The organism is Glaciecola sp. HA4-3 (genome assembly GCF_055693685.1).
Window position 1 is genome coordinate 3,479,075 of the sequence record NZ_CM146340.1, and the last position, 13,839, is coordinate 3,492,913.

Annotated in this window: 16 protein-coding genes and 1 pseudogene; 16 read left to right on the plus strand and 1 reads right to left on the minus strand. The window is 40.6% G+C overall.

Annotation, left to right across the window (positions count from 1 at the left end; genetic code table 11):
* The first annotated feature begins 30 nt into the window (after positions 1-30).
* The 7 genes and pseudogenes from ACZ1G6_RS16595 to ACZ1G6_RS16625 all read left to right on the plus strand — a co-directional run bounded on the left by ACZ1G6_RS16595 (position 31) and on the right by ACZ1G6_RS16625 (position 5,902).
* Positions 31-1,272 carry an RHS repeat domain-containing protein gene (locus tag ACZ1G6_RS16595; protein WP_472617303.1) on the plus strand — a complete coding sequence of 414 codons (1,242 nt, stop codon included), beginning with the start codon at positions 31-33 and terminating at the stop codon, positions 1,270-1,272.
* 1 nt (position 1,273) lies between these two features.
* Positions 1,274-1,756: a hypothetical protein gene (locus ACZ1G6_RS16600; RefSeq protein ID WP_472617304.1), complete on the plus strand. Its 483-nt coding sequence runs from the start codon at positions 1,274-1,276 to the stop codon at positions 1,754-1,756.
* Between the two features lie 441 nt (positions 1,757-2,197).
* Positions 2,198-2,356: pseudogene (locus ACZ1G6_RS16605) on the plus strand (RHS repeat-associated core domain-containing protein); the annotation flags it as partial.
* Positions 2,357-3,177: 821 nt separating this feature from the next.
* Positions 3,178-3,729, plus strand: a complete 552-nt coding sequence (locus tag ACZ1G6_RS16610) for a hypothetical protein (RefSeq protein WP_472617305.1) — start codon at positions 3,178-3,180, stop codon at positions 3,727-3,729.
* 136 nt (positions 3,730-3,865) lie between these two features.
* Positions 3,866-4,111 carry a hypothetical protein gene (locus ACZ1G6_RS16615; protein ID WP_472617306.1) on the plus strand — a complete coding sequence of 82 codons (246 nt, stop codon included), beginning with the start codon at positions 3,866-3,868 and terminating at the stop codon, positions 4,109-4,111.
* A 94-nt stretch (positions 4,112-4,205) separates the two neighbouring features.
* Entirely contained in the window at positions 4,206-5,519 is a 1,314-nt protein-coding gene (locus ACZ1G6_RS16620) for an RHS repeat domain-containing protein (RefSeq protein WP_472617307.1), read from the plus strand.
* 5 nt (positions 5,520-5,524) lie between these two features.
* On the plus strand, positions 5,525-5,902 hold the full coding sequence (locus ACZ1G6_RS16625; protein ID WP_472617308.1) for a hypothetical protein: 378 nt from the start codon (positions 5,525-5,527) through the stop codon (positions 5,900-5,902).
* 747 nt (positions 5,903-6,649) lie between these two features.
* Here the strand turns inward: ACZ1G6_RS16625 and ACZ1G6_RS16630 are convergent.
* The gene (locus ACZ1G6_RS16630) at positions 6,650-7,243 is read right to left on the minus strand and encodes a hypothetical protein (protein ID WP_472617309.1); all 594 of its coding nucleotides are present in this window, start codon (positions 7,241-7,243) and stop codon (positions 6,650-6,652) included.
* Positions 7,244-7,447: 204 nt separating this feature from the next.
* On the opposite strand from ACZ1G6_RS16630, the gene ACZ1G6_RS16635 reads away from it, so the two are divergent.
* The 9 genes from ACZ1G6_RS16635 to ACZ1G6_RS16675 all read left to right on the plus strand — a co-directional run bounded on the left by ACZ1G6_RS16635 (position 7,448) and on the right by ACZ1G6_RS16675 (position 13,819).
* Positions 7,448-7,720 carry a hypothetical protein gene (locus tag ACZ1G6_RS16635; RefSeq protein ID WP_472617310.1) on the plus strand — a complete coding sequence of 91 codons (273 nt, stop codon included), beginning with the start codon at positions 7,448-7,450 and terminating at the stop codon, positions 7,718-7,720.
* Positions 7,721-7,907: 187 nt separating this feature from the next.
* Positions 7,908-9,473, plus strand: a complete 1,566-nt coding sequence (gene istA, locus ACZ1G6_RS16640) for an IS21 family transposase (RefSeq protein ID WP_472617311.1) — start codon at positions 7,908-7,910, stop codon at positions 9,471-9,473.
* Positions 9,466-9,939 carry an ATP-binding protein gene (locus ACZ1G6_RS16645; protein WP_472617312.1) on the plus strand — a complete coding sequence of 158 codons (474 nt, stop codon included), beginning with the start codon at positions 9,466-9,468 and terminating at the stop codon, positions 9,937-9,939. Before istA ends, ACZ1G6_RS16645 begins: the two co-directional genes overlap by 8 nt.
* An 8-nt stretch (positions 9,940-9,947) precedes the next feature.
* Positions 9,948-10,238 (plus strand): ATP-binding protein, encoded by a 291-nt coding sequence (locus ACZ1G6_RS16650; protein ID WP_472617313.1) that lies wholly within the window; start codon positions 9,948-9,950, stop codon positions 10,236-10,238.
* Between the two features lie 120 nt (positions 10,239-10,358).
* Positions 10,359-11,171, plus strand: coding sequence for a toprim domain-containing protein (locus ACZ1G6_RS16655; RefSeq protein WP_472617314.1), 813 nt, complete (start codon positions 10,359-10,361; stop codon positions 11,169-11,171).
* On the plus strand, positions 11,162-12,091 hold the full coding sequence (locus ACZ1G6_RS16660; protein WP_472617315.1) for a tyrosine-type recombinase/integrase: 930 nt from the start codon (positions 11,162-11,164) through the stop codon (positions 12,089-12,091). The genes ACZ1G6_RS16655 and ACZ1G6_RS16660 overlap by 10 nt, the downstream gene beginning before the upstream one ends.
* 84 nt (positions 12,092-12,175) lie before the next feature.
* Positions 12,176-12,487, plus strand: a complete 312-nt coding sequence (locus ACZ1G6_RS16665; RefSeq protein ID WP_472617316.1) for a helix-turn-helix domain-containing protein — start codon at positions 12,176-12,178, stop codon at positions 12,485-12,487.
* Positions 12,477-13,349, plus strand: coding sequence for an ImmA/IrrE family metallo-endopeptidase (locus ACZ1G6_RS16670; RefSeq protein ID WP_472617317.1), 873 nt, complete (start codon positions 12,477-12,479; stop codon positions 13,347-13,349). Before ACZ1G6_RS16665 ends, ACZ1G6_RS16670 begins: the two co-directional genes overlap by 11 nt.
* Positions 13,346-13,819, plus strand: coding sequence for a PIN domain-containing protein (locus tag ACZ1G6_RS16675; protein WP_472617318.1), 474 nt, complete (start codon positions 13,346-13,348; stop codon positions 13,817-13,819). The genes ACZ1G6_RS16670 and ACZ1G6_RS16675 overlap by 4 nt, the downstream gene beginning before the upstream one ends.
* Positions 13,820-13,839: the final 20 nt, after the last annotated feature.

Sequence of the window (13,839 nt, forward strand, 5' to 3'; positions counted from 1 at the left end):
AAAACAACCGAGCATACTTACATTGGTGATGTGGCCGTATTAACAGAAGTAGATGGCACACCAAATATTCGATTTACTCACCCAGACCGGCTAGGCAGTGCTACTAGTTATACGAATCAACATGGTGATGTGCTGGGTTATCGTACATACGACCCATTTGGTAAACCGCGCATGGGCAATAATGCGCCTATGAATTACTATGCAATGGCATCGCGCATACTCAATAACCTCAATGATATTAACAATCCACTAAGACGCGGTTTTACCGACCATGAGCATTTAGCTGAAGCCGAGTTGATTCATATGAACGGGCGGGTGTATGATTACAACCTTGGCAGGTTTATGAGTGTTGATCCGTTTATTCATGGCGGTTCTCAAGGGGTCAATCCCTATTCCTACATCATGAACAATTCTCTTGCTGGAACCGATCCTAGTGGTTACTCACCTGAAAAAGAGACAGTTGAAGTCAGTGCCGACTCCCAAGTCTATAAAGATTCTGATGGAAATAATTACGTCGATGCTGGTGACGGAAGTGGGGACTTAATTAAGATAGACTCTGCTACAAAAACTAATTCAAATGGCAGTAGTACAACTTTTACGTTTGGGAAAAGTGGTGCAGTGACGGACGTAAGCACCACTGATATTGGTAGCTCATCAGAAACTACTAAAAATCAAACCTCTAATTCCGCTGGAAACAACAATAGAGGGGATTCATTATTCCCGAACGGAGAGTTTAACGGGCAACAAATTAAACAATTAGAATCTGATAGAATTTTAGCTGTTGAAAAAATGGATAAGCTATTGACCGCAACGAAGAACAATAGTTTTACTGCGCAGCAAATTACAACATTATCGATTTATGGTGTCGACGTTAATAATAAAAATGATCTTGCGCTATTGGAGAAACGGTTAAATTATTCAATAACGGCTTTGCGTCGAGCGACTTTCTTGCCTCGTTCTGAGAAAGCGATAAGAAGCTTCGTGTTAGACATTGGAACTTCGCAGTTCAAGCTGCGTCGACAAACTGCAGACAAGTTGGTCAGTGAAATTAATACTTTTGATCTAGATGCGTTTGTATTTCCAAGCGTTCGTTCACGGTCAATATTTGTCGATTCTAGTTATTTTGGAAACTCTAACAAAGACCGAATTGGCACGCTCTCACATGAAGCATCTCATTTTGATTATGTTTTTGACAAAGGCACTATAGATAAGCCACCCTTTCTGAATATGAATAATGCGCATGGATTTGGAATGTTGGTAAAGGAGTTTTAATATGAATAGTAGTTTTTTTTATGCTTTGCTATTAGTTTTTATGGGGACAAAAATGGTTTGCTCAGCAGAGTCAATTGTTACAGTATCTATTGACTCAATTAATTCTGTAGGGACTCTTGAGTTAAAAATACAAAATAACAGCAAAGCGCCTATGAAGATACATAATTATGTTTTATGTCACGAGGGCTTCTCTAATGAACAAAACTTTGATGTGAAGTTAGTAGGTACTCAAACAATAGATGTTCCGTATATCTATGTAATCAAAGATATTGCTGATTTCTATTCTGAGAAAAATTATATAACATTAGACTCTGGGGAAGTAATTAGGACGAAATGTGAACTCAGTAATTTGTATTTTTTGGAGGCAGGGAACAAATACATGGTTCGCTTTCATACTACGTTACCAAAGTATCTCGATCTTCAGTCTGAAATAAATTTAATATCTGAAACAAAAGAATTTGAATACAAAAAAGCAAACAATTAGCCATTGAAAGTTATGCTCACTAGCATAGAATCACTAGTAGATGTAGATCACCACGCACTTGTCGTGTCTGTCGTTAGAACGTAACCGATCATTTTAGACCGTTCTTTACAACCGTCTGATTTAGATCTAATGGTGCAGCACGAATGTGCCTGACGATACCAGCGGGGACTTGAAATAACGGGGTCAGGGTTATTTAACGAGAATTAGCGAAAAATATAGTCAAGTTTGCATGAGCTTCATAGCTATGTCAAAGCCCAAAAATGTTCCTAGTGCGTATTAAAATGATGAAGATCGCTGATATTGGGCGATCTAAGTGGATGTTAATATGCACCTAGGAAATTTTTGTCAACAAGGAATACTCAAGCAATAAGAATGCTCTTTAATACCGCTGCTCTCTAGGCCAAAACGCCATATACACTTGGATGTGCCCTAGGCTCGTTCGTTCATATGAACGGTCGGGTGTATGATTATAACTTAGGTAGGTTTATGAGTGTTGATCCCTTCATTCAAGAGCCGGGCAACAGCCAAGGGATCAATCCGTATTCATATGTGATGAATAATCCATTGGGCTATACTGATCCTAGTGGTTACAGAAGCGAAAAGTCTACCGCGTGTAGTAAAAATGCTGGGCAAGGTTTCAACGGTTGCTTATTTTGGCAAGCAGCAGGGATTACAATAGGTGGTGGAACTGGAAATTATTTACTAGGATTGAATCCCAGTGGCAATGGCGCAAAGAGCACAGCAGCTTCAGGAAAGACGCCAAACGTTGAGGGCACTGATATTGAAAGCAATCCAGAAAAAAACGAAAAAACTAGTGCTGAAAGTGAGCATGCTGATACAGCGCCTAGTACCAGTGGAGGTTCAATTACCCCAAAAGAAACCTTAACCATGATACAAGGCGTACTCAAAAAGCTGGATGCTGTAGCTCCCGGCATGGACTCTGAAGAGGCACAAGCACTTCTATTACTAACGGCGGCAAAAGAATCTGACTTTAGGGCGAGAGACCAAGACGGCGGAGGGCCGGGTAAAGGCCTGTTTCAGATGGAGGCGACGGCAGATGGCAAGAGCACTTTGGGTAGTTTATATGAACACTACTTCAGTAAGCCCTCAAAAAGCGCATTGAAAGATGTTGTTAATGAGATTGGTGGCCTAACTGATAAGTCCAGTCATGCTGATAGAATTCAAGCTTTGAGAACAAATCAAGAATATGCAACAGCTATGGCTCGTGTGCATTACTGGCAAAGCTCCAAGTTAAAAGTGCTTCCTCAAGTTAGCGACGTTAAAGGTATGGCGTATGCTTGGTTTAACGCATATAACAGCCCTCCTCGACACCTCAGGGCTAGGCGAGACCCCAAATTCCCGAATCAAGCAATGGCTAAATGGAAACAATATAACTTAGGGCAATATTTCGGAGGTAAAAAATGAGATTATTAATTTCAGTTGTGCTAGCGGTGTTTGCTCAACTATCTATGGCTAGCGATAAGCTAGAGTTGCCCTATTGGCCGTGTAAATTGGATTCCAGTACCGAGTTTGATTACCAATGGGGGCAGCGGGTAGTTAACGTTCATAAATTATGCTTTTTTAATAGTGCAGACAATGAAGTTGATAATGCTGAAATGATGATGCTGTCAGTGCTCGACAATGAGTCTAGAGCAAAAGGGCGACCAGTTTTCTTTAGAATGATAGAAGGTATAAATTCAAAAATTGAAACCGTGACAATTGATAGCGAAAAACTTTTAATATTGTCATACCTGTCTGGTGCTAACTCTCATTCGACAGATGTCTTTAAACTTGATGACTACTTGGTTTTGAAGTTAGTCGGCAGCGTTTTATCTGATGAAGGAGTGGTAACGTTTAGCAAATCCAAACAAGGATTTTTCTTTCAGAGTATTGAGTTGGATGATAATGGCAATGGAGCACCTGTTTTGCACAAATATAATGGTGAAAAATTAATAAAAGTTAAGAACTGGTAAATGTTTTGGGGTAGTCGCTTGGGTTACCCCAACCATCATCACAGTTTCACACCTTCTTCAGCATTACTAGCAATCTTCATCACCGTATAAATCTTTCCCACTTTCGACTATAATCGGGAAAGTTACTGGAGCCAATATGAGTAAAGTTGTACAGTTAATGCATCATCACCGCACCACCCCAAGCATCGAAAACTTGAAAGTTCTGCCAAACCCACCCAAATACAAACAGGTTCGTGAACGTGAATATCTCGCATCATCAGAGATTGACCGTATTGCAAAAGCCGCCAAGTCCATAGGTCGCTACGGTCATCGTGACCACGCCATTATCATGTTAGCTTATCACCATGCATTGCGTGTATCTGAATTAATCAGTCTGAAGTAGGCACAGGTCGATTTAGCACAAGGTCTAATTCAATAAACCTAAACGCATTACTCGAAATGGCGCTACACTCGATTTTAACTATGGCAGTGACTGGATGCGTTTTAAGCAAGTACGTACTCATCAAGGTCAAACGACGACGACCTATTATTTAGGAAAAGGCTTTGAAGTAGAAAAAGTAGGCAACAAAACAACCGAGCATACCTACATTGGTGATGTGGCCGTGTTAACTGAAGTCGATGGCACACCCAGCATTCGATTTACTCACCGAGACCGACTAGGCAGTGCTACAAGTTATACGAATCAAGATGGTGATGTGCTGGGTTACCGCACATACGACCCATTTGGTAAACCACGAATGGGTAATAATGCGCCCATGAATTACTACGCCATGGCATCACGTATACTCAATAATCTTAATGATATAAACAATCCATTAAGACGCGGTTTCACCGACCATGAGCACTTAGATGAAGCCGAGTTGATTCATATGAACGGACGGGTGTATGATTATAACCTTGGGCGGTTTCTCAGCGTAGATCCATTTATTCATGGCGGTTCTCAAGGGATTAACCCTTATTCCTATATAATGAATAATCCTCTTGCTGGGACTGATCCAACTGGGTATGAGCCGGAAAAAGAAGTTGAAGAACCTGAAACATTTGAGTTTGAAGCCAGTGAAGTAGAAAGTATAACGGTAAATGCAGAGGGGCAAGTAACTGTTAACTTTAACAATGGCGCGGAAAGTCAAAGCTTTCAGGCTGAAAGCGTGTCAATTGGTGAAAACACAGTAGATATTGGTAGTCAGTCTGATATAGCCAATAATAACCCCGGAGCTACGTCATCAGAAGCGCTGGCTGCTATAGGTAGTACAATTGCTGATAACTGGAAAAGTATTATAAAAGGCGCAGTGGGTGAAGCCAGTGATTCAAACCCAATTATGGGTGTGGCATCTACGTTTGTTGGTGCTGAAGAGGCAACCGATGGGATTATTGCTGCTTCAGAGGGGGATTACGAAGGAGCGATAGAGAATGCAGGGCTGGTACTGATTTCAAAGCTCAGAGTGGCGGATAAAGCAGTTAAGTTTGGTCAAAGTGATGTAAGCAATACGTTCTCAAATGGTGAATTTAAGGGGAAAACTATTGGGGAGGTTTCTGAGGGGTTGAGAAATGGCACAATAAGTCCTGATCAGCTACCGTTAGAATACATCGTTAGAAATGGCGAGCGTGTGACACTTAATAATAGGTCGCTGACTGCATTAAGAAGGGCTGGTATTAAACCTACCAACTTGATTAATCGAACAGGTAGTAAAATGCATGAACGAACATTGAATAGGCACTTAAGAGGCGCTGAACCAAGTGATGTAATTAGGATTAGAGGGGCAGGAAGAAATGCTTCATCTTTGGAGTAAGGAGAATGAATATTAACTTTAATCAATGGGTTATACCAATCAATGCATCTTCAAAAAGAGCAATTGAACTGAGTCAACTTGTATATGAAGGTAATTCACTCTCTTTTAAGTTTTTTGATGAAGAGTCTGATTGTTACTGGTCTATGAAATTTAATGCATATCAAGCAGTAAAGATCACAAGTGAAGAATGTGACTCACAAACATGGGAACAACTACCCGAAACTGGTGCTTTTTATAAAACTGATGAGAGTTTATGGCTTTCTGAATTAGGTAAAGGTGATATCGGCTTTTTGGATGACTCTTTGCATTTTGTAATATGTTGCTATGACCAACTTATCGAAGTGGTTTCATGTTTAGATGCTGTAGAAATAATGAAGTGTTAACTAACGTAAGACCATGAAGCCTGTACTAGCGGGCTTCATGGTCTTTAGATGCCAAAACTTGTATTTGTCTATTATCAGCCTTACCGCTTTGAGTCTCCAGTTCTTTCTAACCAGCAGAACTATTCATGAGTTAACAGCGGGAACTGCATTTTTATCCAGCCCCACTACTTGATGGCGCTGGTGTATTTGACAAACTCTGCTGATGACAATTGACTAGCAAAACTGTTGAGGTCAGCATTCGCCGCTGGTTATTTTTTGTTAAGCCGACTGGGCTAGCGTAGCGTACCTTTTTGCTGTCATAGGTTTTGCCAAATTAGCGGTCATAAGATCGGAAAAGGGGTCAGTGTAAAATTGCAATAAATGCCTTGCAAACGTAGATGTCACATTTTTATGTATTTTGGTCCTTTTTACTGGAAACGTGGTCCAACTTATATGGAACTGTGGTCCATCGGGCCTGTAATATGCAACTGCATATTCCGATATGAGTGACACTCGGTTCCAATTAACAGGGACCACTGTTCCAACAAGTTTTGCCAGATAAACAAGTCATTGAGATTAATGAAACAACACGATGAAAACGTAAGTGAAAAATCTAACACTATCTAAAGGTAGTACTTTTAAACCAAATCGCCGACTATCTTGTTAATGCCAACAGCATGGATTCAATTATCAAAACGTGTCTTGTCAGGCAGTGATAATACCGCGATATCCTGCTTGTCATTTGATAAACGCGTGATGCCAAGTTGTTTAGCGTTCCAGATAATTGGTAAGCAATTGGTCTACTGCTTTTTCATGTTTTATACTTGTTATTTCTCGCTTTATCGCTTCAAAACTATTTCGAATTAACATTCCGTTATACCGCCTTACCTCAAGAGACAAGTTGCATCTTTTGGCCAGCAACAATAATCTTAACGTGTCGAGGTTGGGTTTAAGAGAGAGTTGTTGTAGTTTATAAAATGAAAACGCCGCTAGTTTTAAAGCCTCCTTATCTTGGTCGTAGTGTGCGACTGTCAATAATTCATGATAGGCAAAAATATCTGGAGTGCATTCTCGTTTTTCCATAAAGTACGCCTTCCATAATGCCTTTTTTGTACTGACTAGTATCTCAAACGTCGGATGGTTGATGATAGATAGTGTTTCATCAAAAACTTGCGACATATGCAATATTTTATTTTTCCATGCCAATGGTTGTCCGTTACGTTTTCGATACCAGAATCGAGAGATAACTTCCGTCTTCAGTATTTCGTCGTTTGGATAAAGCTTCGTCAGTTTTTCAATTAAACCCGCTACACTTTTTTCGTCGACTGCTCGCATGAGTCGCGCTATGACCAATTGAGTCACAAAAGACCTTAACTTCAGCGGCAACTTTCGATACATATCTTATCTCCCTCCTACCCCACAACTTATAGCATAGACAATATTTGCTGCCTTTGATGTGCAAATAATTGCACCTTTTTTAAGCCATTTAATACAATTGCGTCTGGCTCAGTCACGACTAGACTTATTGATAAACGATTTATTAAATAAAGTGAGGGTGTTTTGGACGTGCCACAAGAACCAGTTCGTGAACTTGCCAAGCAACTCGAAACCCAGCTGTTAACCCAGTACAAGATGCCCATGTTAAGTGGGGAGTCGTTACGGCTGGCGCTTGGTTATCCGAGTCAAGATGCATTGCGACAAGCTATTAAGCGTTCATATGTAGATGTTCCGCTTTTCACTATCCCAAATAGACGAGGTAACTTTGCGTTAGTTAAAGATGTCGCTCTGTGGATAGCAAAATGCCGCGAACAAAGGAGGTGCAACAAGAAGAAAAAATAACTGTGTAAAACAACGAGGGCGTAAAAGCAAAAAAGCCTTGTGATAAAAACCACAAAGCTTCTTTAGGTGTCAATTTTGGACGACTGACTCATAAAGAATAGCTTGTTTCTGAAGACTGTCAAGAATTTCAATACATTCTGACGGCACTGGTGCGCCCTTCATTTAAACTTAATGAAGGAAAATAATCATGTTATCGAAACAAAAAATATGTCATATCGCACGATTTAAAAAAGCCAGTCCGCTAAGTGCAAGAGAAATTGCGGACATTGTTGGTTGCTCACATCAAAGTGTTATCCGTTATCGTTACTTTATTGAACGGCATAATCTACACGTCAATGATATGGTCAATACGCCCAAAGGCGATTTGCTTAAGATATTTTTCCCCAACTATCCTTATCGCCAAATTGATAAAATAGAGCCCGATTATCAATACATTCATCGCGTGTTGATGGGCAATCGTAAACAAACTATTTTTAACTGCTGGCTTGATTACATTGCTAGTGCGGGTCAAAAAGCCATTGGTCGGAGTCAGTTTTATCAAGGGTATCGGCACTATCGCAAAGCACAAAAACTCTCGATGAAAATGAATCACAGAGCAGGTGAAATCATCTTTGTGGATTATGCGGGTACCACCCTCAACTATGGTAGACCTGGTAAAGCGGCTGTTCAAAAAGCGCAAATATTTGTGGGAATACTGGGGTGCTCACAAAAGATGTTTGCTTATGCAACACCACGTCAAACCACCACTGATTGGATCGAAGCACAAATTGCGATGCTAGAGTACTTCGGCGGTGTTCCAGAGATAATAGTGCCAGATAACCCTAGGGCATTAGTGAATACCACTAAGCACACGCGCGTTATCGCTAGCAACTATGAACGTTTTAGTGTTCATTATGGCGTAAGTATCGTGTTTGCGCGTGTGCGCGCACCGCAAGATAAAGCAATGGCAGAGCAAGCGGTTGGGTTTATCACTAACCGCATTCTTTCGAATATGAAAAATATGCGTTTTTTTAGCCTTGATGAAATGAATGCCTATTTATCAAGAGAGGTCGAAAAGCTAAACGATGCACCATTTCAAAAACGAAGCACTACCCGCAATATTGAGTTTGACCGTCTTGATAAGCCAAAACTAGGTATATTGCCTCAAAAACGTTTAGCGTTGGTTGAGCAAGTATTAAGCTGTCGTGTGCCCGAAAACTATATGGTAGAGGTCGCAGAAAATGCATATTCAGTACCTTATCGTCATGCCCATAAACCGGTTGATATTCATGTAACACGACGTCATATCACTGTGTTGCACGACATGCAAGAGATAGCAAAGCACCCGCGCAGTTATGAAAAAGGCGAAGAAATTCGCTTAACTGAGCACATGCATCCTGATCACTATTATATTGAAGACAAAGCCCTCGAGTATTACTGGTTGTGGGCAGAGCAATTTGGTGAGGCGGTGCAAAAAATCATGTCATTGCAATTTACAGGCGCCCATCCGAAATCACGCAGAGCGAACATAGCATGTCGAAAGATACAGTCTTTATATGAAAAAGCGAAGATTTCAAGCGAGGATTTTGAGCGTGCATGCCAATTTGCCCTAGAGTATTCGCAAACCACACCGACTCATATCAAACAAATTGTGTCATCAAACGCATACAACATGCAAAACGATGCGCCGCCAGTTGATTTACAAAAGCATGCCAATGTGAGAGGTAAGCACTATTACGATGTGACTCAACAGCAAGGAGAGCATCATGAATAATGCCCTGAAACAAAAACTAGCATCGTTGAAACTAGATGCATTTGAACGTTCTTTCTCACACGCCGTTAAACCACTAAAGATAAAATTAGCCGACGCGCTTGTTTTACTAGAGCAATTGTGTGATGAGCAACTTAGCGTTAATAAGCTTGCTACCGAGCAGCGTAATCGACGGTCGGCCAAATTGCGCTGGCCCGATGCCACCACCGCAGATATTGATTTTCAGCGACAAAAAGTCCTTAGCAAACGCGAAGTGGCAAGACTTGCGTTAGCTGACTGGGTAAAAGAGCATGCTCATATATTACTGTTAGGACCAACCGGTGTCGCAAAAACCACCATTGCATGTGCGTTATGCAACGTACTGATAGAGCGTGGGTATAAAGTCTTGTTTTATCGTTTCCATGATTTACTTCTAGAATTAAAGGCGCTGATTGTAATGATGATCGGCGGGTATTTAATTCACTATTAAGAAAGTTGGTGAATGTCCCTGTATTGGTGATAGACGATTGGGCGATTGCGCCTATGTCAGAAGTACACAGACGCCTCTTATTTGACGTGGTTGAAAAACGAGATGGGAAAGGCTCATTAATTATTACCTCTCAGTACAAACCGTCGCAGTGGCATAGTGCACTGGGCGATTCCACCATCGCCGATGCTATTCTTGATAGGATTGTGCATAGTGCCAATGTTTATGACTTTGAGAAGGTTGAATCATTTAGGAAGTTAAACGCGTTAAAGGGAGGGAAGGCACATGCAAGCGCTAAGTAGCTATTCTGTCAACTATCCCGCTAAACATTTTTATTCTTCTTCCTTGATGTGGTTACATGGCATCTATCACTTTGTCACTAACCGCTGCGTTGATGGACGATACCATCTAGGAGAGTCGTAATGTTTACTCAATTAAATCACGCGAATATCGGTGCTTCACGATTAGTGTCGACTGTCGTACAAACAGAGTATTTTGAAATGGCACTCAAGCATTACTCACAACGTTTGATTAAGTGCACTCAAGCAAGTGATTATTTAACAAAACAACGAGGTATAGCAGCTGCGTTAGTTCGCTCATTTGATATAGGTTATTGCGATCGCACTTTGCCTAAAGTGCTACCACATTGCGAGTCATTCGAAGGTGCTTTGGTGCGTGGTACCTTGCAGCGCTTTGGGCTCATTAAACCTAATGGTAGAGAACTTTTTAGGGGCGCTATTACTATTCCAATTAAAGATGAGAAAGGGACTATTGTTGATGTCTATGGGCGAAGAATTGGCTCGGTTCAACGGCAGGATGTGCCGTTGAGGCTTAGCATGAAACGGCATCCGTTCAGCTTGTTTAACGCCGAAGCGCTTGTCACCAATCGCCATATCATTTTGTGCTCATCACCCCTAGAGGCGCTGACATTATTAACAATGGGATTTAATAATGTCGTCAGTCTATTGGGTTTGGAACGGTTAACAGCCTCCTTTTTTGAGCAAATGAAAGTTAACGGAATAGAACATGTTGTCGTTGCAATAAGTGACTTACAAAAAGGGCGCGCTTGTAAAAAAATTGTGTTCCAAATGCTCAAATCGCTAGGCATCAATTATAGTGAGCTACGCCTGTTGGCAAATGATGACATCAATAATCTATTTCTTACATTAGGGTTTGAGAAAGCACAATTGCGGTTTGGTGAGCTGCGGGATATGGTGGGTATAAAATGTCATTAACTACTGTCGAGCATGCTGTGGCAATCTATTTACAAGACTGCACGGCTAGAGGACAGTCTCCTAGAACGATTGAGGGTAAAAGTGGTACCCTCAATCAGTTCTTGGCGCATTGTCAAGTACACAAACTCAACAATATTGAGCTTATAACACTCGCAACGCTAAGAGACTATCAACAGCTTTTGGTCGATTATAGAAGCGCGTGTAACAAGCCGCTTGATGTGACAACTCGTCGCAATAAGTTGGTAATAGTCCGCACTTTTTGTCGCCGGCTTTATACGCTAGAGTATTTGGCACAAGATCCATCTGAGCGTTTTGAGGTGCCTAAGCGACCGCGCCGATTACCCTCAGGAATATTGACTGAAAGTGAGCTTATTGCTATTGCACAACAAACATCGTTGCATGGCAGTATTGGAACACGTGACAAATGCATAATGGAATTATATTACGCCTCAGCAATGCGCCGAGCTGAATTGAGTAATATGCGATTACAAGATGTAGACATATCAAAGAACCTTGTTCGTGTTAACAATGGTAAAGGGCAAAAGGATCGCATTGTCCCCATTGCACCTCGCACAAGTAATATGCTCATTGAATATGTCGATAACGTGAGAAAAAAGCAGGCATCGTTTTACTCAGGTCAATGGCTATTTTTAAATAACCAAAACAAACAGTTTACACCCAAACAGTTATCAAGCTTAGTAAGAAAATACGTTATGAGAGCGGGCATCGATAGGAAAGGTGCATGCAATTTATTTCGTCATACAGCGGCTACCCAGATGTTGGAAAATGGTGCAGATATACGTGTTATTCAGGAGCAATTAGGGCATGCTGACTTATCTACTACCCAGGTTTATACAAAAGTAAGTAATAAGCTATTGATTGATACTTACCATAAGACGCATCCTGCGGCTTTAGATTAAATTGGATTTGTTGGTCTGCAATGTATTAAGATACAAAAAAGTAATAATTTAAAAAGACAGATTTAGTGTTTTTGCAGGTGAAAAATGAAAAGCATACCGGTTGAAGGAGTTCAGCCTACAGTTTTAATATGGGCACGTTTGTCAATAGGTCTGTCTATTGATGATGTAGCTTTAAAAATGAGGCGTTCTGCTGATGACATATTAGACTGGGAAGCAGGGAGAAGCGCACCCTCTTATCCACAGTTAGAAAAACTCGCTTATCAACTATATAAGCGACCATTAGCTGTGTTTTTCTTTCCTGAACCACCAAACGAAATTTCACCCAAAAAAGAATTCCGGAGCTTACCCGAATCTGATTCTAGAAAATTTGCATCCAGATACTTTCATGCATGTTAGAAAAGGTCATGCCTATCAGTTGTCGTTGAGAGAAGTGTTTCGAGATTCAAATCCCGCAGATACAAAGCTTTGGAATGAAGTCTGCTTGAATATGGATGGCAACATTGCTGAGCAGTCACTGCAAATTAGAAAAGCATTGAATATTACTCTTGAGACGCAATCTACACTTAAATCTGATGAAGAATCATTGAAAGTTTGGCGTAGCAAAATTGAAGAGAAAGGTATTTTTGTCTTCAAATCTTCATTCAAACAAAAGGATATTTCTGGTTTTTGCCTTTCAGATGAACAATTTCCTTTAATTTATATTAATAACAGTACTACTAAGACTAGACAAATCTTTAGTCTTTTCCATGAGTTAGCGCACTTACTCTTGAATACAAGAAGTTTGAGTAAATTCGACCATTCGTATTTCAATGAATTAGCAGCATATGAGAAAAAAGTAGAAATTTTTTGCAACGCAATAGCCGCTGAGACTTTAATTCCTAGTTCAGATTTTGAATCGTTTACTAAGAATCTCCCTGTAAATATAGAACTAGTTTCTGATGAAGAAATCTCTCATATCGCTAATCGTTACTGCGTAAGTAGAGAAGCAATTCTTAGAAGGTTTCTTGATCAGGGGCGGGTAAGTAATGCTTATTATAAAAAATGCTCAGAAGTTTGGTCTAACCAGCAAAAAACAAGCGGTGGTGGTAATTGGTTTGCCTCCGCCAATGCATATTTGAGCAAGTCTTTCGCTCGTGAAGTCGTAAGCCAATATTATAAGCACAACTTAAGTGTTGAAAAAGCGTCTGATCTATTGGGCATTAAAGCAAAAAATTTCAGCGGTATTGAGCAACGGGTATTGCAAGGAACAAATACATGATATATGTGTTTGACACAAGCTCATTGATCAAACTTAAACACTTCTATCCGACAGTATTCAAATCTTTATGGAAAGGGCTTGACGACTTGGTTCAGAATGGACAGTTCATATCTACGCGTGAAGTATGGAATGAATTCGAGCGTGGGGTTGATGATAAGCATGTCAATGAATGGTTGAAAGCTAGAAAGCAAGTTTTCACTACTCCGACCGGCCCAGAACTTCAATTTGTAGCGCAAATATTGCAAGTGCAACACTTTCGATCGTTGATAGGTGAGCAACAACAGTTGAAAGGCACGCCAGTAGCGGACCCTTTTGTAATTGCTTGTGCAAAAATAAACAATGCAACAGTCGTTACAGAAGAGTTAGCAAAACCGAACGCAGCAAAGATTCCTAACGTTTGTGAACACTTCGGTAATATACCTTGCGTTACGCTCGAACAATTCATGGAAAGCCAGAATTGGGGCTTCTAAACAAATCCTCTTAAGTACAA